At 47.9% G+C, this 25,950-nt stretch carries 20 protein-coding genes; 13 read left to right on the forward strand and 7 right to left on the reverse strand.

Going from position 1 to position 25,950, the window contains the following annotated elements:
- The first annotated feature begins 188 nt into the window (after nt 1–188).
- The gene (locus GGU45_RS16010) at nt 189–797 is read left to right on the forward strand and encodes an adenylate kinase (protein WP_435226414.1); all 609 of its coding nucleotides are present in this window, start codon (nt 189–191) and stop codon (nt 795–797) included.
- A 41-nt stretch (nt 798–838) separates the two neighbouring features.
- On the opposite strand, the gene GGU45_RS16015 is transcribed toward GGU45_RS16010, so the two are convergent.
- Nucleotides 839–1,300, reverse strand: a complete 462-nt coding sequence (locus GGU45_RS16015; RefSeq protein ID WP_435226416.1) for a viral A-type inclusion protein — start codon at nt 1,298–1,300, stop codon at nt 839–841.
- Here GGU45_RS16015 and GGU45_RS16020 point away from each other — a divergent pair.
- The gene (locus GGU45_RS16020) at nt 1,299–1,439 is read left to right on the forward strand and encodes a hypothetical protein (RefSeq protein WP_435226417.1); all 141 of its coding nucleotides are present in this window, start codon (nt 1,299–1,301) and stop codon (nt 1,437–1,439) included. The genes GGU45_RS16015 and GGU45_RS16020 overlap by 2 nt on opposite strands.
- 95 nt (nt 1,440–1,534) lie before the next feature.
- Entirely contained in the window at nt 1,535–2,002 is a 468-nt protein-coding gene (locus GGU45_RS16025) for a cytochrome c class I (RefSeq protein ID WP_435226419.1), read from the forward strand.
- 66 nt (nt 2,003–2,068) lie between these two features.
- Here the strand turns inward: GGU45_RS16025 and GGU45_RS16030 are convergent, their stop codons facing one another.
- A complete protein-coding gene (locus tag GGU45_RS16030) occupies nt 2,069–5,326 on the reverse strand; it encodes an amidohydrolase family protein (protein ID WP_435226420.1) in 3,258 nt (1,085 codons plus the stop codon).
- A 312-nt stretch (nt 5,327–5,638) separates the two neighbouring features.
- Between GGU45_RS16030 and GGU45_RS16035 the strand changes: the two genes are divergently transcribed.
- Complete coding sequence (locus tag GGU45_RS16035; RefSeq protein ID WP_435226422.1) at nt 5,639–5,833, forward strand: hypothetical protein; 195 nt, start codon at nt 5,639–5,641, stop codon at nt 5,831–5,833.
- Nucleotides 5,834–6,007: 174 nt separating this feature from the next.
- On the opposite strand, the gene feoB is transcribed toward GGU45_RS16035, so the two are convergent.
- Nucleotides 6,008–8,155 (reverse strand): ferrous iron transport protein B, encoded by a 2,148-nt coding sequence (feoB, locus tag GGU45_RS16040; RefSeq protein ID WP_435226423.1) that lies wholly within the window; start codon nt 8,153–8,155, stop codon nt 6,008–6,010.
- A gap of 173 nt (nt 8,156–8,328) precedes the next feature.
- Entirely contained in the window at nt 8,329–10,596 is a 2,268-nt protein-coding gene (locus GGU45_RS16045) for an FUSC family membrane protein (protein WP_435226424.1), read from the reverse strand.
- A gap of 208 nt (nt 10,597–10,804) precedes the next feature.
- Between GGU45_RS16045 and GGU45_RS16050 the strand changes: the two genes are divergently transcribed.
- The 4 genes from GGU45_RS16050 to GGU45_RS16065 all read left to right on the forward strand — a co-directional run bounded on the left by GGU45_RS16050 (nt 10,805) and on the right by GGU45_RS16065 (nt 15,814).
- The gene (locus GGU45_RS16050; protein ID WP_435226426.1) at nt 10,805–12,283 is read left to right on the forward strand and encodes a sensor histidine kinase; all 1,479 of its coding nucleotides are present in this window, start codon (nt 10,805–10,807) and stop codon (nt 12,281–12,283) included.
- A 2-nt stretch (nt 12,284–12,285) separates the two neighbouring features.
- On the forward strand, nt 12,286–13,782 hold the full coding sequence (locus GGU45_RS16055; RefSeq protein WP_435226428.1) for a TlpA family protein disulfide reductase: 1,497 nt from the start codon (nt 12,286–12,288) through the stop codon (nt 13,780–13,782).
- Between the two features lie 178 nt (nt 13,783–13,960).
- Nucleotides 13,961–15,103: a TlpA family protein disulfide reductase gene (locus GGU45_RS16060; protein WP_435226429.1), complete on the forward strand. Its 1,143-nt coding sequence runs from the start codon at nt 13,961–13,963 to the stop codon at nt 15,101–15,103.
- Between the two features lie 48 nt (nt 15,104–15,151).
- Nucleotides 15,152–15,814, forward strand: coding sequence for a LytR/AlgR family response regulator transcription factor (locus tag GGU45_RS16065; protein ID WP_435226431.1), 663 nt, complete (start codon nt 15,152–15,154; stop codon nt 15,812–15,814).
- Between the two features lie 212 nt (nt 15,815–16,026).
- Here the strand turns inward: GGU45_RS16065 and GGU45_RS16070 are convergent, their stop codons facing one another.
- Together GGU45_RS16070 and GGU45_RS16075 are read right to left on the reverse strand one after the other, a co-directional pair.
- Entirely contained in the window at nt 16,027–17,274 is a 1,248-nt protein-coding gene (locus GGU45_RS16070) for a M16 family metallopeptidase (RefSeq protein WP_435226433.1), read from the reverse strand.
- A gap of 217 nt (nt 17,275–17,491) precedes the next feature.
- Nucleotides 17,492–18,775, reverse strand: a complete 1,284-nt coding sequence (locus tag GGU45_RS16075; protein ID WP_435226434.1) for an OmpA family protein — start codon at nt 18,773–18,775, stop codon at nt 17,492–17,494.
- A gap of 203 nt (nt 18,776–18,978) precedes the next feature.
- Between GGU45_RS16075 and GGU45_RS16080 the strand changes: the two genes are divergently transcribed.
- A complete protein-coding gene (locus tag GGU45_RS16080) occupies nt 18,979–19,368 on the forward strand; it encodes a DUF4488 domain-containing protein (protein WP_435226436.1) in 390 nt (129 codons plus the stop codon).
- 87 nt (nt 19,369–19,455) lie between these two features.
- Here the strand turns inward: GGU45_RS16080 and leuS are convergent, their stop codons facing one another.
- A complete protein-coding gene (gene leuS / locus GGU45_RS16085) occupies nt 19,456–22,710 on the reverse strand; it encodes a leucine--tRNA ligase (protein ID WP_435226437.1) in 3,255 nt (1,084 codons plus the stop codon).
- Between the two features lie 272 nt (nt 22,711–22,982).
- Between leuS and GGU45_RS16090 the strand changes: the two genes are divergently transcribed.
- The 4 genes from GGU45_RS16090 (at nt 22,983) to hemL (ending at nt 25,896) form a co-directional block, all read left to right on the forward strand.
- Entirely contained in the window at nt 22,983–23,234 is a 252-nt protein-coding gene (locus GGU45_RS16090) for a DUF3098 domain-containing protein (RefSeq protein WP_435226438.1), read from the forward strand.
- 65 nt (nt 23,235–23,299) lie between these two features.
- Nucleotides 23,300–24,136 carry an undecaprenyl-diphosphate phosphatase gene (locus GGU45_RS16095; protein ID WP_435226440.1) on the forward strand — a complete coding sequence of 279 codons (837 nt, stop codon included), beginning with the start codon at nt 23,300–23,302 and terminating at the stop codon, nt 24,134–24,136.
- A gap of 81 nt (nt 24,137–24,217) precedes the next feature.
- Nucleotides 24,218–24,574, forward strand: a complete 357-nt coding sequence (locus tag GGU45_RS16100) for a four helix bundle protein (protein WP_435226441.1) — start codon at nt 24,218–24,220, stop codon at nt 24,572–24,574.
- Between the two features lie 32 nt (nt 24,575–24,606).
- Nucleotides 24,607–25,896, forward strand: coding sequence for a glutamate-1-semialdehyde 2,1-aminomutase (hemL, locus tag GGU45_RS16105; RefSeq protein ID WP_435226442.1), 1,290 nt, complete (start codon nt 24,607–24,609; stop codon nt 25,894–25,896).
- Nucleotides 25,897–25,950 lie beyond the last annotated feature (54 nt).

Here is a 25,950-nt window from a genome sequence, read left to right on the forward strand (position 1 = left end):
TCTATTGACGAACAATCATCATTAGATGACGAAACAATCCCGGTCGCTATGGGGACGGCATGACAAAACAGCGACTTTTGATACAGCCTTGGCTGCATTTTTCAAAAATTTTAATAAATAAGACAGAACCGCCGTTTTTCCCCAAGCTTTGCTATATTTGTTGGCATCACTTTAAAAGAAAAGCGTAAATGTTTAACTTAATATTATTTGGCCCTCCGGGCAGTGGAAAAGGAACCCAATCCGATCGTTTGGTGGAGAAGTACGGTTTGGTGCACCTTTCTACAGGAAACCTGTTACGTTCTGAAATTGCTGAGAAAACACCGCTGGGTATCGAAGCGAAGAATTTTATGGACAAAGGGCAGCTGGTTCCGGATGAAGTAGTGATTGGCATGATCGATAATTGCCTGGAGCTGCATAAAGATGCCAAAGGATTTTTGTTTGACGGCTTTCCGCGTACCGCTAACCAGGCCAGGGCATTGGACAGACTGCTGGAACTGAAGCGTACCGCCATTCATAGTGTGCTGGCACTTGAGGTTTCTGAAGAGGAGCTGGTAAAACGCCTGCTCGAAAGAGGCAAGACCTCCGGCCGTTCGGATGATACCAATGAAGCGGTGATCCGCAACCGCTTTTCCGTTTATCAGAATGAAACGGCTCCCGTTGCGGAACATTATAAAGCATTGCGCAGGTTTAAAGCCATCCCCGGTGAGGGCTCGGTAGAAGATATTTCAAATGCACTTGGCACCCAAATAGATAAAGCGCTGGACCGGCAGCGCGAAGAGCAGGAAGCATTTGACTAAAAAAATCAGGAGACCGTCTTCAGTAACCAGGAGACGGTTTTTTATTTGCTGCCTAATACTTCCTCCGCCTTGCTGATGCTGCTCAGTACGGCATCCTTCACCTGGTTTACCTTTGTTTTCTGATCTTCCAGGTATTTGATCCGCCCGGGTTCATTGTGCTGTAATGAGTCGTATTTAAAGCCGTTCATCCATTCGTTCATGGCTTTATCCGCACCGCTGAGGTCAGCGTATATGGTGTCCAATTTTGCCCGAAGCGCCTGCTGTTGTTTTTGAGCCGCCGCCGGTAATTTACCAAGCGAGTCGATCGCCGATTTTGACTCCTTCATCAGCCGCTCCAGTTTTTTCATTTTTGGCATGGCTATATCATGCCCGTTGATCACTTCCTGTAAAAGACTGTCTGCTTTCGTTTTTGGGCCATCTTCCGTATCGGAAACGGATTGCTGTCCACTATTGCCGCAGGCCATTAACAGGACGATTGCTGCTGAGAAAAAAAATGATTTCATGAACCTGGAAATTTTAAACGCAAAGGTAGGAATAGTTACCCGGCAAATGCATACTTTCAGTTATATCCGGCATTTGATGCTAAACCGCAATGTGCGCAACGGTTTCGCAACGGTAGCAAAAGAAGTATGGACCGGTTAAGGAACGATTATTGTATCTTAGTAGTTGTAGCAAAATGAGGGCAATATCCCCCGCGGCGCGCGGGGCCTTTTATTTTTAACAGGAAATCGAATGCGATGAAAAAACAAAATTATTTATTATCCGTTGTATTTATAGTATTGCTGGCCTGCAACAGTAATCCTTCTGCAGATAGTGCGCCAGCTCCTTCTTCCGGCGATTCTGCAACGGCACCTGATATGACTCCCTTAACAGATCCGGCAGACAGTGTAAGAACCAATACGGCAACAGTGGACAGTACTGCTACTGCTGCGCCACCGGAGGTGGACAAAAATGAAAAAAGATATTCGAACAACAAAGGGGAAATAATTACCGCTGTGTATCACAGTTCTGGTGATATGGGAGTAGCGGAGTTAAAAATAAAGGGTGAATCCGTAAAACTAATGAAGGGCGAAAAGGAAAATGGTGCTACTATCTATACTAACGGAAAGCTTACCTGGAAAGTGAAGGCCGATGAAGCTTCACTGGAGAAGGATAATGTAGTTTCCGTATATAAAGAAGTAAAACAAGGTGGAGCTGGCGATTAGCCGTCAGCTTTCAGCGATCAGTTTTGCCGTTGGGTTTAAAACTGATCGCTAAAGGCCGATTGCTTACTAATCCGTATCCATTTCCTGTGTACCGCCGCCGTCCTGCCAGTTAAAGGCGCTGCTTCTTCTTCCCAGTTCCCAGTAAAATTTACTGCGCGGGGTTTGATTATTACCGGTTTCGTTCATGGTGTCGGTATCGTATAAACGACCATTTACCATTACATATTTTACCGATTCTGTATTACGGATATTCTCCAGCGGGTTGGCATCCAGTATGATGAGGTCGGCTAGTTTTCCGGTTTGCAGGGAGCCGATCCAGTCGTCCAGCCCAAGGCTGCGGGCGGAGTTGATCGTAGCGGTTTGCAGTGCCTGCAGCGGGCTCATGCCGCCCTGTGCCATCATCCATATTTCCCAGTGTGCGCCAATGCCCTGTATTTGCCCGTGCGCACCCATGTTGATGGTGACACCGGCATCGTTGAGTTTTTTAACGCTTTTGGAGCTAAGGATATGACCGTTTTCATATTCCTCTTCGGGCAGCATGGTGCGGTGCCGGCTGCGCTGGTCAATAACCGCGCGGGGTGTGTATTTCAACAGTTTTTCATTTTCCCACACATTGGTGTGCTGGTACCAATAATATTCACCGGAAACAGAGCCGTAGTTTACAATAAGGGTAGGGGTATAGGCTGTTTTTGAGCGTTTCCACAGCTGGATCACATCATCCTGTAATACGGCAATGGGAAGGTTGTGTTCAATGGTAGTGTGTCCGTCGTTGATCATGGCCATATTGTGATAGAAAAAGGAGCCGCCCTCGGGTACCACCAATACGCCCAGTTCCTTTGCTGCGGCAATAATCTGCTGGTTTTGCTCCCTGCGCGGCTGGTTGTAGCTTTTTACGGAGAACGCACCAAAGGCCTTTGTTCTCCGGATGGCGCTGCGCGCGTCATCCAGTGAATTGATCACGGCTTTAAAACTTCCATCGGCGCCATACAGCACTGTTCCGGTACTGAATACCCGGGGGCCCACCATTTTGCCGGCTTTTATCATTTCGCTTTGCGCAAAAACAAGCTCGCTATTGGCAGATGGGTCGTGCATGGTGGTTACGCCAAAGGCAAGATTAGTATAGTAAGGCCAGTGCTTTTGAGGGGTAATGCCGCTCCTGAAATGATTACCATGTGCATGGGCATCCACAAAACCGGGCAGGATGGTTTTTCCGGCACAATCGATGACTTTTGTACCTGCGGGAATGGTTACCTCACTGCTGGTTCCAACGGCTTTCAGCAGGTTGCCCTCTATCAGTACCGTGCCTTTCTCAATAACGGTATTATTGTTCATCGTAATAATGCGGGCATTGGTAAAGGCCATCAATCCTTTTGGTTTATCAGGCGTATAAGTAATGCCAACGGGAATACCTTTTGCAGTAACCGATGGGGCTGTTGTATCTTTTTCATCCAGGAATTTGAAATATTGTTTTAGTGGAATGGTAAAATATTCATTGCCCAGGTTATAATGCAGCTCCCGGCTATTGGCGTTCCAGTGCAGGTTGTAGCCGGCGTCTTTGGCCACCAGTTGTACCGGTACGGTATTGGAGCCGCCGGCGATCTCCAGGGTTTTGCCGGTTTTTGGAAAAGCGGCTATATACACTTTATGCAGGTCTACAAAGGCCAGCCAGTTGCCGTCCGGCGACAGGATGTACTGGCTGCCATAGTTGCTGGTGGCCGCTGTTTTTTCTTCGGTGCCGTCCTTTTTGCAGGTAACCAGGTTCTTGCCTCTTTGAAAATAGATATGAGCACCGGTGGCATCAAAGTAAGGGGCACTGCCATTTTCAATAATACGGATAGGTTGAGAGGCGCCGGTTGCATCTGCTGTATAGATCCCGGTATTTGTATTAAATGCGTTGCCCAGCACATTGTCGCCGCCTTCCTTGCAGTACACGATGATTTTGCCATCGGGGCTAAAAGCAGGGTTGGTGTAAATGCCTTTTTCAATATTGAGCCTGCGGGAGCTGCCTTTTGTAAGATCCATTACATGAATGCCGCCCATGGAGCTATCGTTCCAGCTGATATAGGTAAGCCAGCGGCCGTCTTTTGAAAAAGAAGGCTGATCCTCGATGTCGTCTGATTTGGTAAGGCGTGTGGCTTTGCCATTGGGTAGCTCCTGTTTCCACAGGGACCCCAGGGCATTGTAGATGATGAATTTGCCGTTAGGTGCGGTGACCAGGTTCCTGAGCACATGGGTGGTATCCTGGTTTTTATTGAGGTTTTGCTTTATGCGTACCGCTTCTGCAATTTTTTGAGTTACATTACAGGTAAAGGGGATCTCTGTGGAGGCGTTGCTGCCATTGATGGATACCCGGTTCAGCTTACCATTGGCCCATATTACGATCTCCTTTCCATCCGGCATCCATGCAAAACCGGTATAAACACCAAAAATAGCCCAGGCCTCCTGCTGGTCCTTGCTAAGCTTGTCGTAAACCGGCCATTCCTCCCCGGTTTCAATATTGCGGAGGTATAAAACGGTTTTGGTGCGTACCCTTCTTACAAAGGCCAGTGTTTTTCCGTCGGGAGCTACCTGTGGCCTGAAAGCGCTTCCCCCGCCGCCGGTAATGGTTTCGGTTTCGCCTTTTTCGCGGTCATAGCGTTTGATCACATAGATCTCGTTATTAGGGTCTTTATTGTATTGGAAAAAGCCACCGGGATACATATCCTCGCTGTAATAAATGTAACGGCCATCGGGTGATGCTGAAGGTTCGTTCACATCCTGTTGATCATTCTTGCGTTTGGTTAGCTGCATGCCATCGCCGCCGCTGATATGATACATCCATATTTCGCCGGCGCCCAATGAGCGGCCTGCGGTGAAATGTTTGCGGGCTATTATATAATTGCCCTCCGGCGACCATACGGCATTGTTCAGCAGCCGGAAATTTTCTTTGGTTACCTGGCGGGCGTTGCGGCCATCCCGGTCCATTACCCATATATTATCACCCCCGCCTGCATCGGAGGTAAACAGGATCTTTTTACCATCGGGGCTAAAGCGCGGCTGTACCTCGTAGGCCAGGCCTTGCCGCAGTACCCGGGCGGTACCGCCGGTGATGGGCATGCTGTAAATATCGCCCAGGAGGTCAAATACCACTTCATCGCCTTTGGGCGATACGTCCAGGTTCATCCATGTACCTTCATTTACAGAAAAGGATACTTCTTTATATTGTTGCCCCGGAGGGTTGTTTACATCCCATTTGGTTGGGGCTGGTTTAACGGAGTCCTTTTTGGGCTGGGCCGCAATGACAGAACCGATAAAACAAAGACCGATAAAAAATAAAGACCGCATGTGCTTGATTGTTTTATAAAGTGCCGAAAGTAGGAAATTAGCTGCAAACTTAGTTGGCGGTGGGTGCATTCCAAATTGTCGCACTCCCATAGACGTAATGTGTCGCCCAAGATGTCATCCCGGGCTTGTTCCGGGATCTATTCCTGTTTCAGGGCCTATTGAACGACAATATGCATAGATGCTGAAATAATCCCGAACCTTCGCATAGGCGTCAGGTTGATTTCTGCCCTGGAAGCTGCAGCGCAGCGCTAAACCTATAGGTAAGCGACAATACGAATGATAAAGGTGCAGCGCACCGGTAATAATTTCGGTTTGTACAAACCGTGCACAGGAAATTACCGCCGCGCTGCGGCTACGGGTGGTTTTTGGGCGCTCATGATTATAAGGGTTAACGGCGCGCTGCGCCTGTTTGCCATTAAAAGATGCCATCTTTTTGATCTGAAAGGCGTACTCCTGCCGCATTTTATGGTAATTGACGGCTTTGGGTTGGCAAGGAAACCGGGGTAACATTTTGAGGCGATGCCTGTCCGGCCGGTCGCCAGGATCCCTTGCACAAAAGCCGAAGGGCTGCGCCGCTTAGGCGGAAATCCTTTGCCGGAAGGGTATGTGCGTGGGGCAAAGATTGGAGACGGGCGGCGGACTGCAGCTGATGGATGCAGTACTGCCCATAGCCCAAGCCCTTTATTTTAGCAATTGGAAGGTGATAAAGCTGAGTGAATAGGCCAGCCCGGTCATATAGGCCAGCTGGATGAGGGGCCATTTCCAGGAGCCGGTCTCCCGTTTTACAATGGCCAGGGTGCTCATGCAGAGCATGGCAAATACATAAAATATAAGGAGCGATACACCGGTGGCAACCGTAAATACTTTGCTGCCGTCCTCAAAAGTGGCTTTGTTCATTTTATCGCGCAGGGCCATATTGGCGCCGCCATCGTCCTCTACGCTATACAGCGTGGCCATGGTACCTACAAACACTTCGCGGGCGGCAAAGGAGGTTACCAGGGCAATGCCGATTTTCCAGTCGAAGCCCAGTGGACGGATCGCCGGCTCGATGGTTTTACCCATGATACCGGCATAGGAGTTTTCCAGCCTGGCTGCCGCACGGGTTTCCTCTATCAGCACCGTATCCGCATTGGGAAGGGCCAGGGCTGTTTCGTATTCCTGTTGTACGGTGTGCATACGGTGTTTGGGCCCAAAGGAGCTGAGGAACCAAAGGATAATGCTGATGATCATGATGATCTTACCGGCCTGTACCACGAAGATCTTTGCTTTTTCGACCATGGTTTCCAGGGCATTTTTCCAACGGGGAGCGCGGTAGGTAGGCAGCTCCAGGATAAAGTAACTTTTTTCTTTATTCTTTATAAAGAACTTGGCTACATAGGAAACCAGGAGGGCAAATACCACGCCCAGCAGGTACAATCCCATCATCATAAGGCCCTGAAGGCTGATGAAGCCAAGGAAGTAGGTTTTGGGAATGACCAGGCCTACCAGGATCACGTATACCGGCAGGCGGGCAGAACAGCTCATGAGCGGGGTGATCAAAATGGTCAGCAGCCGCTCTTTCCGGTTCTCAATGTTGCGGGCGCTCATAATGGCTGGTACTGCACAGGCAAAACCGCTGATCATGGGCATTACGCTTTTGCCATTGAGTCCTACACTGCGCATGACCCGGTCCGTTAAAAAGCTGATGCGGGCCATATAGCCGGTATCTTCCAAAAGGGTAATAAGCCCAAAAAGGATCATGATCTGCGGCACAAAAATGACGATGCCGCCCAAACCGGCAATGATCCCGTTTATTAAAAGGTCCGAAAAGTTATTTTGAGGCAGCACATTGCTTAGCCAGCCGCTAAAGGCCGCGGTGCCGGATTCGATCCAGTCCATAGGGTAGGATGCTATCAGGAATACGCACTGGAACATCAGGAACAGCACGCCTAACAGGATAAAGTATCCCCAAAAGCGATGGAGGAAAATATTGTCCAGCTTATCTGTAAGGATGGACTTTTTATTGGGATCGGGCAGGGTAACGGATAAGTTCATCACGTTGCCGATGCGCTGATACCGCTGCAGGATCTCCTCTGCCTGGGTTTTGGTGGGATTAAACTGATGGTCGATCTCTGTTTGTTCTATCTGCTCCTGCAGGGTATCCGGAAGGGTAAATGTTTCGTGATTGATGAGGTAATGCACGCCTTCATAAGGGCTGATGCCCGGCACCAGCTGCTGCACGCCTGCGATGGCCTGCGGGGCCAGTGCTTCTACATCAATAAAGTTGTGCACGGGCGCTTTAAACAGGTTGCCGGAAACCAGCTCCACGGCCTTTTTCAGTTGATCGATGCCCTTGTTTTTCCGTGGATTTACGGCCACAATAGGAATGCCCAGCTCGCGCTCCATCTCGTTGATATTGATGTGGATGCCTTTTTTCCGGGCCAGGTCCATCATGGTCAGCGCCATTACTACCGGGCGCTTCAGGTCAATGATCTGGCTGCAGAACAGCAAATTCCGTTTCAGGTTGCTGGCATCGGCCACTACTACAATCACATCGGCCTTCAGGTCCTTATCCTGGTTCAGGATCACTTTATAAGCCACTTCTTCGTCCAGCCGGCGGGGATATAGACTATAAGTGCCCGGGAGGTCAATGATTTTGGCATTAAATGGGCCAATTTTTGAAATTCCGGTCTTTTTATCTACTGTTACACCGGGAAAATTGCCTACCTTCTGGCTCAAGCCGGTAAGGGAATTGAACAGGGAACTCTTACCACTGTTGGGGTTTCCTACTAACGCAATATGAAGCTGCTTCTTTTCCAAAATCCTCAGGGCCGCAAATTTACGGATCATTAATGGATGATCGTTTACGAAATGCGGTATTTGTGATAAACGCGGAGAAAGGCTCACTCCCGATAGGATGGCACCGGGACACAGATCTGCACAGAGGGACCTAAAGTTTGCTTAGGTCTGTGGAATCTGTAAAAGAAAACAGAACACCCGTTGGCGAATCTGTGAGCAATACGCTATTTCGCTGCCGAAAGCGATTCCTGCCGGGCTTTTTCGGTTTCCCCGGTATTTTTGAAACCGGTGATCTCTTCCGCCAGCTTGTTCAGGTCGCCGGAGGCACGGCTGATGAGCAGGAATTGATCGATGATAGGTTTTAGCTCGCCAAGGGTTACCTTGGTTTCGGTATCTCTTAATCCCTGCTGAATTTCGTGCCGGCGTTTTTCGAGCAGTTCTTTTACGGCCATTTTTAACGATTGGCTGTCGCTGTGGGCAGCGGGCTGTTGTACCTCCTCATCGGAAAGGATACCGGCTGTATTTTCAAGTTCGTGCAGGGTATTTTCGATCGTGGGCAGAAAATTATAGGTGCGGTATTTAGCCGCCAGCTGTCTGGAGTAGTGGGCCAGCGTGGCAATATGGGAATTGATGGTAAAGATCATGACCACAAACTGGTGGATCTTTTTAATGTTCTTTTGTTTGCTCTTGGGCTCACTCAGCATGCGGGAAAAGGTTCCGGAAAGGTTGGCCTGGGCTACAAATGCTTCCTTGCGGCTGAGCTTGTAATCGGGGGGCGGCTCATTTTTTACATAGGCGCTGGAAACGGTTTCAAAATAGACCCGGGTTTTTTCCAGGGCGGTGGCCATGTAGCTGTTTACCTGTTTTTTTTCCCAGGAGGGGATGATGTAAGTAGCAAGGAATGCGATTACAGATCCGATGAGGGTGTCCAGGATCCGGTTCTCGATCACCACATGAAAATTCCGGCTGTCCAGTAAAAAGAACAGGATCAATACATAGGCCGTCATAAATGTAACGCTTACCAGGTAGCGGGTGCGCATAAAGCTATATGTGGCAATCATCAGCACCACCATAGCAGTAAACCTCCCCGTGGAAGTCTGGAGCAGGAACAACAGGCCAATGCCCCCCAAAGCTCCAATAACGGTGCCCATAACCCGCTGGTAGTTGCGCTGTTTGGTAACGCTGTAAGTGGGTTTCAGAATTACCAGGGTCGTTAGCAGGATCCAGTAGCTGTACTCAAGCTTTAGCAGAATGGCCGTAATATAACCCAGGGTCATGGCCAGGCTCAGCCTTAATGCGTGCCGGAAGGTATTGGACTGCAGGGTAAGGTTTTCCCGGATCAGGTCGCTGTCCAGGTCTGTTTTTTCTATAAAAGATTCATAATTGTCGGCTAGCCGGTATTCCTTTACCTCTTTGCGATCATACCGGGTGTAGTGATGCAGGGTGTAAATGCGAAGGATCATATCTTCGATAGACTGCATGATCTTGCGCATATTGATCAGCGCTTCCAGGTTTTCGGCGTTGCGATGGGTATTTACGAAGTTTTCAAAGTGTTGTTTTAATTCCCGCAGTTCATCGTTCAGGTTCCTGGATACCTTTGAGCGGCGCCCTTCCTGCACTGAAACACCTATTTCATACAGCTCGTCCACCATACCCAGGATCACCCGTTGAAAATGCGGAAGAATATTGGAGCCATCAAACCGCTGGTGCATGGATTCATAGTTATAAAAAGTGGCATTGGCCTTTTCAAAAAGGTCCACGGTCTCTACAAAGATCACCAGCAGCCCCCGCCCCGTGAGCGTGGTGGATTTTACAATGTTGCGGCTTTTAAACAGCATTTCGCGCACCAGGATCTGCTTGTCCTGTACTTTTTGCTGCTGCAGCATCAGGTTTTTATAGGTTTTGTCATAGTTAACCCCTTCATTATAAAAATAAGAGCGGGTCTTCAGATAATCGGCTATGGAGATAATGGAATCGCCCAGCGCCTGCTGAATCACTTTATAGGGGCGTACCCCGTGCAATGCCAGGCTGAGGCCAATGTACCACACCCCCCCGCAAAGCAGGTATATACCATCCAATACCACATTCCAGCCAGTGGCTTTGTGGTAAAGTGTAAGCACCATGATCAGCAACCCGGCAAAGCCAATGGCGTTGGTACGGGCATTATATACACCCAGCATGCTCAATGAAAAACTTAAACCCAGGATCAGAACGGCAGTAACCAACTGATTCGTATGCGTAAATCCTGTTATAAGGTCTGTAAAGAAGATGAGCGCAAGGGCGGCCAACATGCCGTTCCGACGCTCCCTGATAGGGCCGGGAATGTCAGCGGCGCTTACTGCCATGGCGCCCAGGGAGGCGATCAGGCCAATTTCCAGCATCCCGAAAAAGTTGAGGATGACGGAGGGGAGGATAATGCCCACAGTAATACGGACTGCTTCATTAAAGTAGTAGCTGCTTACAAACTGCCGGTATTCCTTTATATAATCCATGCCATACAAATTTACTAACAAGTAAGAGTTTAAGGAAATGAGGCTTTCGCCGATGGCGTAGAAATATGAAGAAATTCCCGCATATCCTGCACCGAAGCGCCACTGATCCACGGAGTTTTTCCGGGAGCAACGAGAAATTCGTCACAGGAAACGGCCGTTCCGTAACAAAAGCAGGGAGCGTATGGGCAACCTGTATTAATCTTGTGCTATGAAAGCAAGAAACATATTCCAGAAAATAGAAATACTGATTGCCACGCTGGTGGCGGGGCTTTTTATATTCATGATTGCCACCGACCGGACGGTCCCTCATTTACAGGAGCGGTTTGAGGAGAATGGCATTCCTTATAGCTTTTACACCAACTACCTGCAGCCCTGGATTGCGGTGGTGCTGATCTGCTACATGGTATTTTTGTTTCTTACCCAGTATGTGGAAACAAAAGCAAGAGGTTTTTTTAAGATCACGCTGCTGATCTGCACTTACCTGCTGCTTGCCGCGGCCTTGTCGGTTTGTTTTACCTATATTTTTGCCTGGCGGTATGGGGTAGATTATTACCCAACCCGGCGCGATGTTACCGTGTCCTTTTTTTCGCAGGGCTTTGCGGTGGCGGCTGTTAGCTATATGTTTTACCTGGTTTATTTCGGATTAAAGGCTCTGCTGTTCAGTCCCCTGCTAAAGAAAAAATTACAGGAAATCAACGGCTCGCGGCTCCTGTTTATCGGTCTCAGTGTTTTGGCCTGGCTTGTCATCTTTATTATGCTTGCCAGTAATGATGGGTCCCCTTTTGCGGTGGTCCTGTGGTCGATAGTATTGCCCTATGCATTGCTGGTATTGTACATTCATATTTATGTGCTGATCCCCGGCCTGCCGGTAAAGAAAGCGTGGACGGGGTATTATTTATCGCGCATCATTCCCATTATACTGCTGATCAACTTTATTGCTACCGTATTTTGCAAGGCAACGGCTAATGGAGGAGGAATGCCGTTCCCTGGGGTCTATGTGCTGTTGTTGTTGTGGACCGGCCTGGTGGTGATACCGCTGGCCTGGTGGATCTATAAGAACCAGAAAGAAAAACTGGGATTAAAAACGGCGCTTGGTTCGTCAGAAGCTAACCTGGGTTTTCTGCGCTCCCAGATCAATCCGCATTTTCTTTTTAATGCGCTGAATACCCTGTACGGAACGGCCTTGCAGGAAAATGCCGAACGCACCGGCGAGGGGATTCAGAAGCTGGGGGATATGATGCGTTTTATGCTGCATGAGAATATGCAGGACAAGATCCTGCTGGTGCGGGAAGTGGCTTATCTGAACAATTATATCGATCTTCAAAAGCTGCGTACCGTTTATTCGCCGGATATTGTTATAAAAGTAAAGATCGATGAACCGGCTTCCGCGCTCCAGATCAGCCCCATGCTGCTGATCCCTTTTGTGGAGAATGCGTTTAAACATGGCATCAGTCTGAAGGAGCCATCCTACATCACTATTGGGCTGCATACCCAAAATAATATATTGTATTTTGATGTGCAGAACAGTATCCACCTGAAACCGGATGGCGACCCGGAGAAGCTAAAAAGCGGTATCGGTCTGCAGAATGTGAAGGAACGCCTGTTGCTTGAATATCCCGAGCGGCATGAGCTGGTGATCCGGCAAACAGCGAAAGACTTTTTTGTACACCTGACCATCAATTTATAGGCATGAAAAGAATTAAAGTGCTATTGCTGTTGCTGCTTGTAATACCAGCACAGGCACAGTTTCGGCTGAGCGGCCGCATCAGTGGTTTGAAGGAAGGATCGGTAACGATCCGGGTGCCTTTTGTATACGATTTTTTTGCGCAGGACCCACTGGAGGTTCCTGTAGAAAAAGACGGCAGCTTTAACTTCCGGTTTCCCCTGGAAAAAGAAAGGCTGGTGCGCCTGGAGTATGGGCGCAAAGCCGTTCTGGTCTATGCCCGGCCGGGCCAGTCGCTGCAGATCAGCAATCGCAATGCAGCCGAAAATGTACAACCAGTGGGCGGCTCATTGTTTAAAGAGAACCAGGCGCTGTTTGCAGCGGACCCTTTAGAGTACCCCGGCTTTTTAACAACGCCACCACCCCGGGACTCCCTTGTAAATAAGGCCGCGGATGTGATCTATACCACCTATATCCAGCCCTGGATGCAGTATGTGCTGGAGAAAACAGCCGCCCTTGAAAAGACCATGCTTTCACTTCGATTAAAAAAGCTATTTATCCAGGAAGTCCGTTCTGCAGCTTACTGCCGGTCCGGCGAGTTTGCACAGGATTTTATGAATATGACGCAACTGCGGGCTTTTTATCCGCTGCTCTATGGATCTGTATCTGCAAAATCTGCGGTGGGGGATCCAGGTCCATTTTATTACTGGTTTGTACACAATTATATCGGGTACCTTGAATCGGAGGCTATGCAGCAATGGAAAGCCTCCGGCAGCCGGCCCAATGAACCTTTGGCCTATTATAATATAAGCCTGGATAACGGAACGGCGCTTATAAAGCAAAAAGGGAAGCCGTATCTCAACTGGCTGGCTGTAAAGAACACCAATAGCCCGGATATTGCCGAAGCCTACCTGGCACAGCAGGTATTTACCAGGTACACTGAAAAGGATCTGAAATTTGCGGGTGCCCTTCTTGAAGCGCTGAAGGAAACCTACCCGTCCAGCTCCTATTACCCTGCGTTAAAAAACAATGTGAAGGAGCTGGAAGCATTGCTGGAGCAGAACCAGAACAATAAGGCGATACAGATCGTGGCTAATTATGATACGGTATCGTCCATTTATCCGGTCATTGATTCCTTAAAAGGGAAGGTCGTATACCTGGATGTATGGGGTACCTGGTGCGGACCCTGCAAACATGAATTGAAATTTACTCCCCGGTTAAAACAGTATTTTAAAAACAAAGAAGTTGCCTTTGTGTACCTGGATATGGATGATGATGAAAAAGATGCGGCATGGAAAGAGTTTATTAAAGTAAATGGATTAACCGGGATCCATTTAAGAAAAAACCGCGGGCAAATGGCCTCTTTCTGGAAGGAGCTGCTTGCCGGTGCGGAGGATAAGAGCGAGTATTATCCCCAATATTTTATTTTTGATAAAACAGGAAAACTGGTGGTAACAAAAGCGGAGCGGCCCAGTAAAAAAGAAGTGCTTTACAAACAGATTGAATCGGTGTTGAATCAATAAGCCTGTTAGGGGTTAAGGCCATTGTTCCAATACACAAGGAGAAAGATTTTTTGTACATTTAACGATCCTGCTGTAATTGAAGTTTATTATGATGAAAGGATATCTTCTGTTGTTTTTGTTTTGCTTTCCGAAAATTATTTTTTCTCAGCAGGCAGCGCCTCTTTCTGAGCAACGGCTCGTGAAGAGAAGTGAAGACCCCGGCATTTTGAAGAATGCGCAGCTTTTGATCAATTCACTATTCAAAAAGGGATTCCATACATGGGGTAAGGATTCTATTATTAATAGAATGCTTCCGGCAGTGTGGAAGGAGCGGGATTCCATTGCCGGCTTGTATCCGGGTAAAAAAAGGAATATTCAATATTACTACGCCAATAAAATATCCGCCTTTTCAAATGGCATCAAAAACAAACCTCAAAGAGGTGAGGCCTGGAAAGTGCTGGCAGATACTGCTCTTAAAGGAGTGCCATTGCCGGAAACGGATCTGCTGTCTTATAGCCCGTCGGCAAACTGGTTCCTGGAAAATTATGTTGAAAATGAACTCACAGAACTTTTCCTGCAGGCAAGAGCGAATGGGGAACTTCTTATGGAGGAAAAACTGGGATTGCCTATTGACACGCTCAAAAAAAAGGCAGAAAAATATGGAGAGGGCTTTTTAAGCATTATATATGCGAAGGCCGTTCTCCCGGATAAGCTTTATGAACGTTACCTGGCCAATCAAACATTAGACAGGGCCGGTGATCTTGAGCTGGTTAAGTCACAGGTCATTTTTAACCAGCTGATAAAAGAATTTCCGCGAAGCAGGTTCCGGAATATCTGCAAGAGGGAAATCAGCGCATTAGAAGCAGGCATATCCAAAACCGCGGGCAACAAAAACATCATCTTTGTTAAAAATCCTGACAGCATCAGGTCTCTGGATTCTTTAATTGCACCCTACAAAGGAAAAGTGGTTTACCTGGATATCTGGGGTACCTGGTGCATCCCCTGTGTTGCAGAAATGTCCCGGCATACAAAGCCTTTGAAAGATCATTTCAGGAACGAAACCCAAGTGGTGTTTTTATATTTAGCGATGGAGAACCCCCGTGACATTGAAAAGTGGAAGGAATTTGTATTGCTTCATAATGTGACGGGCAATCATATTTACAAAACCGATAAAGAAATAGAACCTTTTTGGGTTGACTTGCTAAACAGCAAGGATGTTCCCCGTGCATATCCTGCCTATGCAATATTTGACAGGAGTGGCAGGCTTGTTACCTCACAGGCTTACAGGCCCAGTAATGGGGAAGCGCTTTACAAACAGATTGAGTCGGTGTTAAATCAATAACTCCGTTAGGCTTTAAAGTCTGACAGATCGAATATAAAAAATTTTACCGTGAATGCCATTGCAATAGACGACGAACCCATAGCGCTGGAAGTGATCCGGAACCTTTCCGGCAAAGTGCCCTTTATAAAGCTGGAAGCTGTATTTACCAATGCTTTTGAGGCGATTGATCACCTGCAAAAAAATAAGATCGACCTGATCTTCCTGGATATTAAAATGCCGGACATCAGCGGCATTGAATTGTCAAAGAGCCTCGCCAGTCCGCCCCTGATCATTTTTACTACGGCATATACGGAGCATGCGGTGGAAGGTTTTGAAGTAAACGCCGTAGATTACCTGTTAAAGCCCTTTTCACTGGCCCGGTTTATAAAGGCCTGCACCAGGGCGCAGGAGTTGTTTTCCCTGAAGAATGGCAAGGGTGCAGAGCCGGAATTCATTTTTTTAAAGGACGGGTATGAACAGGTGCGGGTACAGCTGAATGAGATCACTTATATTGAAGCCGCCGGCAACTATGTGAATGTGATCCTTCAACATAAAAAAATCATGACGCGCATTACCATTAATGAGATCCTGCAATTGCTACCTTCCGATCAGTTTACGCGCATTCACCGCAGCTATATAGTGGCCAGGGATAAGGTAACCAAATTCAACAAACAGTCGGTGTTTATTGGTCTGCTGGAGTTCCCGATTGGCAATAGTTATGCGTTTGGTTAATTTGAGAATTTGAAGATTTGAAAATGTGGAATTTGGGAATTTGGGACAAACCTACTAATGTACAAAGAACCCGGTTAATGCCAAACCAAACGTCAAACAAGAAACGATAAATGGCACATCGGGTATAAAAACGGATCCGATCTAACCTGAAACTTTAAACCTGGAACCTCGTCCCGGTCGTGCGGGCTCCAACAAGAAACGGCCCACCGGGCCTAAATTGCCTCTTTCTTTGCGTGGTAATACAGGGCGCTACTGTTTTCCTCCCGGAAGACCTTTTGCGCCGTTGCCTGGATATCCTGTGTGGTAACGGCACTGTACCGGTCCAGCTCGGTATTCATCATACCGGCATCCCCCAGCAGCTCATAAAAGGCCAGGCTGTTGGCACGGTTCAGCAGGCTCATATCTTCAAAAGCCATCATGCTTTCGGTTTTGTTCTTTACCTTTTGCAGTTCTGCCTCTTGGATGGGCGTTTCCTTTACCTGCCGGAGTATGGCTTCTACGGCCGCCTCGGCTGCTTCCATTTCCACGCCTTTCACTAATTTTCCTTCAATACAGATGATGCCCGGGTCAATACTGCCCATGTGGTAGCACTGGATGTTAACAAACAACTGCTGTTCCTTTACCAGTTTTTCAAACAGGCGGGAAGATTCTCCGCCACCCAGGATATCCGTCAGCAGGTCTGCCACATAATATTCCGGGCTCAGGCGATCGCCGATATGCCAGCATTTATAAAACGCATCCAGCGGAACATCGGCAGTAACGGTCTCCCGCCTTGCCTCCGTTTGGGGGAGCTCGGCAGGAACTTCCCTGGTTTTAGGATCGCCTGATGGGATATCCCCAAACCACTTTTCAGACAGGGCCTTTACGGCTTCGGTGGTAATGTTACCGGCCACTACCATTACGGCATTGTTGGGGCGATAGTGTTTAAAAAAGAAGCGCTTTACATCCTCCAGTCGGGCATTTTCAATATGCGATAGTTCCTTTCCGATGGTCATCCACCGGTAGGGGTGCTGTTTGTATGCCAGTTCGCGCATTTTGAACCAGGCATTGCCATAGGGCTTTTCGAGATAGTGTTCCTTGAACTCCTCGCATACCACTTTACGCTGCACTTCCAGGCTCTTTTCGCTGAATGCCAGGGAAAGCATGCGATCGCTTTCCAGCCAGAAGGCCGTCTCTATATTTTCTTTGGGAATCTGTATATAGTAATTGGTAAGATCGTTGGTGGTATAGGCGTTGTTCTCGCCCCCGGCCAGCTGCAGGGGTTCATCGTATTCGGGAATATTTACCGATCCGCCAAACATCAGGTGTTCAAACAAATGAGCGAAGCCTGTTTGCTGTGGTACTTCGTCCCTTGCTCCTACATCGTACAAAATGTTCATGACCACAGTAGGGGTAGCCGTATCCTCGTGCACAATCACTCTTAATCCGTTCGCTAATGTAAATCTGTCAAACTGTATCATTTGGCAAATGTAATACCGTTTGGCAAACAATATGACCCAAAATCTCCGCCAGGGCGGATCATTGTTCAATTTGTTTTTATACCAACGGCACAATACGGGTTTGAAATTTCTTGTTTTGGATTGTAATAAATTTCAAATCCATATAAGGTGAACGCTGTTTACAGGCAAAAAAAGCCGCCTCCCGGGGGAGACGGCCGTATACAAGGTTTACATATAATTATTTCTTCAATAATCTTACAGAAGTTCTGCGGTCTGCAGCCCTGGCTTCATCCGGGGCGTTTTCATCCACCTGTGCCAGAGTTTCGCCATAGCCTTCAGCTTCCGGCACCTGGGCGCCCACGCCGGCAGCTTTTAAAGCGGCCTGCACAGCTTTGGCCCTGCCATCGGAGAGTTTCAGGTTGGCAGCGTCATCGCCTTTCTTATCAGTATACCCGCCTACCTTGATCTTCACATCCGGGAAAGCTTTTAATATGGCAGCGATATTATCCAGCTGGCGTTTGGAAGAATCGGTCAGTTTTGTGGTGCCAAACTCGAAGTTGAGGTCGTCAAAATTGAACCATTTTTCTTTCAGGGTACTGTCGGCTGCTGTTTTGTAAGCGTCCGACTGTATAAACTGAACCAATTGGTCTTCAATGCCACCGGAGTAGGCTTGCAGCTTTGTACCATTGGGAAGCGTTACTTCTGCAAGTGTCCTTGTTGCAGGATCGGCCGGGGCCGGGGATATTGTAAGCGTGTCTTCAGGTGCAACGGCTATTGTATCTGATCCGGTACCGGCAGTTTCTGTTTTATTACAGCCCTTTCCCATAAAATAGAATAGTGCCAGTGCTATTGCCGCCAGTAGCAAAAGTGGCAGCAGCCATTTGGCGCCTCCTCCTGCTTCACGGGCTTCCTGGTCTGCATAGTTATAGGTGGAAGCGGCTGTTTCCCGCACATTTGAAACGGTTTGCTGCACTCCTTCACTGATGGAATTTAACCCCAGTGCCGTGCCCAGGGACCCCAATCCGGAGGGGAGCGCACTGAGTATATGATCTTTCTGGGATCCCAGAAAGCTGGAAAAACCACTGGCATTCAGGTTATTATCGGTAGCATGTTTTCCAAGCAGTCCCGATACGAGCGGAACGATCATGCTTATAAGAGACCCTGAAGAGGATGATTTGATCCCCGCAAAATTGGCAATGCTGCCGATGACAGAGTCGGTTTTATCGCCTAAAAGCCCTTTAAAAAGGTTGGTGCCCTTTGATAAAAGGTCGGCATTCCCAAATAGTGAGCCTATATTGCCCAGGATACCACTGTTGGAAAAGCTTTTGGCGGTGTCCAGCACCTCAGCCGCACCCTGCTCGCCGGAAGTTGCTTTAGAGGCAAATAAACCCAGGATTGAGGGAATGATACCGGAAACCGCATTGGAAACGTTTCCTTCGCTTTCGTTTAAAGCGGATCCGGCTTTTGCAATCAAATCCGGTGAAACATAGTTCTTAACAAGATCTACAATGTTAATTGACATAGTTTGCGTTTTTAGTTTGATTAAAAGTCAGCGCATTTTGGTTGGGCGCTACCCAAGTCTATCTAAAAATATGCCATTTTTGAGAAGTGCTTCAAAACGGGCCGCCCGGCACGCCGGATCATATATGGAAAATAGCTGGTTCTCCGTCTGCCTTATAGCGCGGAAAAGCGAAACGGTTATCTTTCAGGTATAAATGTACAAATATGCAAAAATGCTTCTTTTTGATCCTGGCAATGGTCTTGCTGACGGCATCAGTTCCAAAACCCGACAACCGGTTAACAGGTATCTGGGAGTTGCAGTTGGATGGTGCTTCAACCGGTTTACTGAAGCTGTACAATGTGGACGGCACAGCAACCAATATTGGCCTGGGAAATGACGGGTTTGGTATCTCAATGGAGGGGACTTACGAGTTGCAATCGGCAAACAGCTATCTTGAAAAGACCGTTCGCTCTGGTTTCCCGGGACAGAAAGGAGCTCAAAAACTGATTCAGTTTAAACTAACGGGCGACAGCCTGCTGCATCTTTCCTATAAGATCTCCGGAGAAATGTTTACGGAAGACTATAAAAAGCTGCAACTGATCACCGGGCAGTAACAGGGCTCCCGGAGGATGTGACAAAGAAAAAGGGCTGTGCCAGGGGATCATACCTTTTGACACAGCCCTTTTTAAAGAGAACATTTTTTATACCACTACGTTCACCATTTTGTTCTTTACATAAATGATCTTTTTGGGCGGATTTCCGTCCAGCCATTTTTGTACAACCTCATTGTTCAGCACCAGTTGCTCTACATCCGGCTGGGAGGCTTCAAGGGAGATTGTCATGGTCGTACGCATTTTTCCGTTAATGGAAATAGGGTATTCCTTTTCAGATTCCTTTGTATACTTTGCTTCATATACGGGGAAGGGGGCGTCCAGTACGCTGGAATCATTGCCCAGTGCATGCCACAGCTCTTCCGCAATATGCGGTGCATAGGAAGACAGCATGGTCAGCACCGGCCCCAGTACCTGTTTTTTGTGGCATTTCAGGTCCGTCAGTTCATTTACCAGGATCATGAAGGCGCTCACCCCCGTATTAAAGCTGAACCGCTCATTGTCGTCTTCAATTTTTTTGATGCTTTTGTGCAGCACTTTCAGTTCGGCTGCGGTGGGTGCATCGTTTGTCCAGATGGCCTCACCTCCCGTCCTCTCCAAAGGAGAGGAGGTTTTAAGATCCTCCTTGTAGAAAAGGCGCCATAGTTTTTTCAGGAAACGGTGCACCCCTTCAATGCCCTTGGTATCCCAGGGTTTGCTCATTTCCACCGGGCCCAGGAACATTTCGTACATACGGAAGGTATCCGCCCCGTATTTGTGGACCAGGTCGTCCGGGTTTACGGTGTTGAATTTGGATTTGGACATTTTTTCTACTTCTGCGCCGCAGCTATATTTGCCGTCTTCCAGGATAAATGTTGCGCCGGCAAACTCATTGTTGCGCCATTTTGCAAAGGCTTCCTGGTCCAGCACGGTACCATCCACAATATTTACATCCACATGAATTTTATCCAACACATGGCCGTTATAAGTGCCATCGGCAGCAATCAGTCCCTGTGATACAAATTCGTTGGTGCCGTTGATGCGGTATACAAAGCGGCTGCTTCCCTGGATCATGCCCTGGTTCACCAGCCGTTTAAAGGGTTCGTCGAAACCGATATGGCCGAGGTCATAAAGCGCTTTTGTCCACATACGGCTGTACAGCAGGTGCCCTACGGCATGCTCGGTACCGCCAATGTAAAGATCTACCTGGTTCCAGTAATCCGTAGCCGCACGGCCGGCAAACTCCTGGTTGTTTTTAGGATCCATATAACGGAGAAAATACCAGCTGGATCCGGCATAACCGGGCATGGTATTGGTTTCCAGCTCCCGGGCCACCCATTCGGGAATATTGGCCAGGGGGCCTTCTCCTTCCGGTCCGGGTTTATAGCTGTCTACCGTTGGCAGTTCCAGCGGCAGGTCAGTCGCATTGAGGGGGTAGGCCGTTCCGTTTTTCCATTGGATGGGGAAGGGCTCGCCCCAGTAGCGCTGCCGGCTGAAGGCGGCATCCCGCATTTTGTAGTTCACCTTGCGTTTACCGATGCCTTTTTCTTCAATGGCTTTGATGACGGTTTCCATGGCTTCGCGCATAGGAGTGCCGTTTAAAAAACCGGAGTTTTCGAGTACCGCATCCTTGGTGGCATTGGCTTCTTCTCCGTTAAAATGGCTGCCGATAATATTGGTAATGGGAATATCAAAATGTTTGGCAAATTTAAAGTCGCGCTCATCACCGCAGGGCACCGCCATAATGGCCCCGGTACCATACCCGGCCAGTACGTATTCGCTGATCCAGATGGGAATTTCGCGACCATCAAAGGGGTTAATGGCATAGGCGCCGGTAAATACACCGGTGATCTTTTTCTCCGCCATGCGCTCCCGCTCGCTCCTGCTTTTTACGTAAGCGATGTAGGCGTCCACGGCAGCTGCCTGTTCTGGTGTTTTAATCTGGTCCACCAGGTCCAGCTCCGGGGCGATGACCATAAAATCTACCCCAAAAATAGTATCCGGCCGGGTGGTGTAAACCCTCACCCCAACCTCTCCCAGGGGAGAGGAGTTGTCAGCATCCTTTAATACATCGGCTTGGTCTTTTATTTGTGCCAATACTGCTTCAAGGTTGTTGATTACTGCATCATTTGTAAATCTGACAACAGTAAACCCAGCTGCTGTTAATTCGGCCTCGCGGAGTCGATCGTTTTCAATCTGCTCCGGTGTGTTGTGATAGCCACCATCTACTTCTATAATTAGCCCTGTTTCAAGATTGGCAAAGTCTGCGATAAAGTTTCCGGTGGGATGTTGTCGTCTGAATTTGTATTCAATTTTCCGGTTACGCAATGCCTGCCAAAGCACGTCTTCTGCCTCTGTAGCATGCTGCCGGTTTGCTTTTGCATTTTCAAAGTTGATGCCCGAAGCAACTTTTTGATCCAGGTATGCTTTTCTTCTTTTTGCTTTTGAATCGGCGGTGTTCTCGCTCCCCTCGCCCCAGGGAGAGGGGCTGGGGGTGAGGGCAAAATCGATTTCTGCCCCGCTGGATTTTCCGATCCAGTTACTTTGCATCTCCTTCATGGCTTCGCTGAAATCCACCGTTTGCAGACCCTCCAGCAGGCGGTCTGCATATTCCGTAATACGCAGGTACCATTGGCGGAGTTTCTTTTTCACCACCGGGTAGCCCCCGCGTTCGCTTACTCCATTCACGACCTCGTCGTTTGCCAGTACGGTACCCAACGCTTCGCACCAGTTCACTTCGCCATAGCCGCAATAGGCCAGGCGGTACTCCATCAGGATGTCCAGTTTTTGTGCTTCGCCGTAAGAGTTCCATTCATCGGCCGTAAAGCTGAATGAGGGAGGCTTAATGCCGGGTGTTGCCGAACCATGCTGCTCAAATAAGGTTACCAGGTTATGAATGGGTGCTGCTTTTTGCTGCTGCCGGTCGAAATAGCTCTCAAATAACTGCAAAAAGATCCACTGGGTCCATTTATAATAGGCGGGGTCGCTGGTACGCACTTCCCGGCTCCAGTCAAAGCAAAAGCCAATATTATCCAGCTGTTTCCGGAATGTGCTGATATTTTTGTCCGTAGAAACGGCCGGGTGAATGCCATTTTCGATGGCATATTGCTCCGCCGGCAGGCCAAACGCATCATAACCCATCGGGTGCAGTACGTTAAATCCTTTCAGGCGTTTATAACGGGCGTAGATATCGCTGGCAATATAGCCCAGGGGGTGTCCTACGTGCAGCCCTGCTCCGCTGGGGTAGGGAAACATGTCCAGGACATAATATTTAGGTTTGTTACTTTCATTGGAAACGGTATAAGTGCCGTTTTCTGCCCAAAAGTGTTGCCACTTTTTCTCTATTTCATTAAAGTTATACTCCATAATCCTTGTATTGATCCGGTCCCTTCCTTTTACATGTGAAAAGGATTTTATGCTTCATTTTCAACAAAAAAATCAGGAAATCGGACTTGGGGGGCAAATTTAAGCATTGTATTTTCAAAAAAAACGGTCTGGCCGGTATTTTGAAGGCAAAAGCCACAGATTCACAAAAACGGGGTTTTTATAAAAATTAATTAAATGAGGACGGATTTGCAGCTTCCAAATCCGGGCATTGCTTATAATATATTATATTGCAACCCTAAAATTGTCAGCGTATGGCTACTTCAACAAATGGCGCACCTTCTATGTTCTCAAAATCCAATTATACCTGGATGCTGATTGGGGCAGTTGTAATCGCCCTGGGTATGTTTTTGATGTCGGGTGGAAAAAGTGCGGACCCAAATGTATTCAACAGGGACGCTGTGTACAGTACTACCCGTATTACCGTTGCGCCGATCATTATTTTCATTGGGCTGGCCATTGAAATATATGCGATCTTCAAAAGATCATCCCCCGAAAAAAAATAAAAGATTTTCAATAAAAGATTTTTAAGGCGGCTACTTTATGTCGCCTTATTTTTTAAAGTCCCTTTATGAGCATTATTCAGGCCATTATTATTGCAATTGTAGAAGGCATTACCGAGTACCTCCCTATTTCCTCCACCGGACACATGATCATTGCCAGTTCGTTTATGGGGATTGAGAAGGAAGAATTCACCAAACTGTTTGAAGTAGCCATCCAGCTGGGGGCCATCCTTGCAGTGGTGGTGCTATACTGGCGCCGGTTTTTTCCTTCAAAAGCCCAGGGAGGCATAAACCGGACCTTTTATTTTAAACTGATTGTTGGGGTGATCCCGGCACTGGTACTGGGTTATTTGTTTGCCGATAAAATTGATGCACTGCTGGAAAGTCCTACAGTAGTAGCCACCACACTGCTGATCGGTGGTTTTGTGTTATTGTTTATCGACAAAATGTTCAATCATCCAACGGTAAAGAGGGTAGACCAGATCTCTTATCCGAAGGCATTTGTTACCGGTTTATGGCAGGTGGTGGCCATGATTCCCGGTGTAAGCCGGAGCGCCGCTTCTATTATTGGCGGAATGCAGCAGAAGATGACCCGCAGTATTGCGGCGGAATTTTCCTTTTTCCTGGCGGTACCTACCATGGCTGCGGCAACCCTTTATTCCTTGTTCCTGAAAAAATGGAACCAGGGCGGTGTTACGCAAAAAGGCTATGAGCTTATCCTGGCTTCAAAAGAAAATACCATTGCCTTTATAGTGGGTAATGTGGTGGCCTTTGTGGTAGCCATCCTGGCCATCAGGTTCTTTATCGATTTTCTGAAAAAATACGGGTTCAAAGCCTTTGGCTGGTACCGGATCATTGCCGGTGCGGTACTGCTGCTATTGATTTATAAGGGGGTGATTGCGTAACGTGAATAGGCAATAGTCAATGGTGAAATAGATCCGTTGTAATGAAAAATTGACTACCTTAACGTGCAAATGCTAATCACTATGTTTCTAAAATTAAATCACCAAAACCTTGAAGCTTATAGAAGCGCAAATGGACTTCTCATTGAATGTTACAAATTTTCAAAGACTTTACCTGACTACGAAAAGTTTGGGATGGCCTCGCAAATAAGGAGGGCGGCTCTATCCAACATATTAAACATTGCAGAAGGAGCATCCAGAAAATCGATACTGGAAAGAAAACGTTACTATGAAATAGCGCGGGGATCGGTAATTGAAATAGATGCAGCCCTTGATGCTGCTGCGGCGCTTGACTATTTAAATAATTACCCGCTTGAAAATCTGGGAGAAAAACTGCAAAGTTCTTTCAGATTAGTTACCGGTTTGATCAATTCAAAGTAATTTTGCGCTATTCACAATTGACCATTCACATCATGTATACATACGAATCCAGCAGATCATTATTCGAACGTGCCCAAAAGAGTATTCCCGGAGGAGTTAACTCTCCCGTGCGGGCTTTTAAAAGTGTGGGAGGCACTCCCGTGTTTTTTGAAAAAGCAAAGGGCGCTTATCTCTATGATGTAGCCGGGCAGCGGTATATCGATTACATCGCTTCCTGGGGGCCTATGATCCTGGGGCATGGGTATGAACCGGTAATAAAAGCCATTCAGCAGCAGGTGGAAAAAGCCACTTCTTTTGGCGCACCTACGGAGATCGAAATAGAAATGGCGGAGCTGATCAAATCCATGGTACCCAATGTGGACCTGATCCGCATGGTAAACAGCGGTACCGAGGCCTGCATGAGCGCACTGCGGGTGGCCCGGGGCTATACCGGCCGTAATAAATTTATCAAGTTCGAAGGTTGTTATCACGGTCATGCCGATCCCTTCCTGGTAAAGGCCGGAAGTGGAGTGGCTACGTTCAATATTCAAACCGTTCCGGGTATTACCGCCGGAGCGGCAAATGATACACTTACCTGTGCTTATAACGACCTGGCGGCTGTTGAACAACTGGTTCAGGCGCATAAAGGCGAAATTGCGGCAATTATTGTAGAGCCTGTGGCGGGTAATATGGGATGCATCCTCCCGGAACCAGGCTTCCTGGAAGGCCTGCGCCGTATTTGTGATGAAGAACAAATGCTCCTGATCTTTGATGAGGTCATGAACGGGTTTCGCCTGGCGCTGGGTGGTGCACAGGAGCGGTTGGGTATTGATGCAGACCTGGTAACCTATGGTAAAGTAATTGGTGCTGGTATGCCGGTGGGCGCATTTGGAGGTAAACAGCATATTATGGAAGTGGTGGCTCCGCTGGGCGGTGTGTACCAGGCAGGTACGCTCAGTGGCAACCCTGTGGCAATGACAGCGGGAATCACCTTGCTGCGTGCACTGAAGGAAACGCCGGAATTGCTGATGGACCTGGACGATAAAACAACCTACCTGAAAGATGGGCTGGATGCGGTATTGAAAGCCTGGGGCCAGCCCTATGTGATCAACCAGTTTGGGAGTATGATCAGCGTTCATTTTTCCGGTCAGCCGGTGGTGAATTTTGCAACGGCCGCTGCAGCGGATAATGCACGGTTTAACCGGTTCTTTCATGCTTTGCTGAAAAGAGGTATTTACCTGCCGCCTTCTGCTTTTGAAAGCTGGTTTTTGAACAATGCGCTGACGAAGGAGGATCTTGACCAGACCATACAGGCAGTGAAAGAAAGTCTCGAGGAACTTTAATATCGTTCTTGGAAACTGTTCTTCGAGACTTCAAGTCTCGAAGAACAACTTATT

Origin of the sequence: Niabella hirudinis (assembly GCF_051201075.1) — a bacterium.
GTDB classification, from domain to species: Bacteria; Bacteroidota; Bacteroidia; order Chitinophagales; family Chitinophagaceae; genus Niabella; species Niabella hirudinis.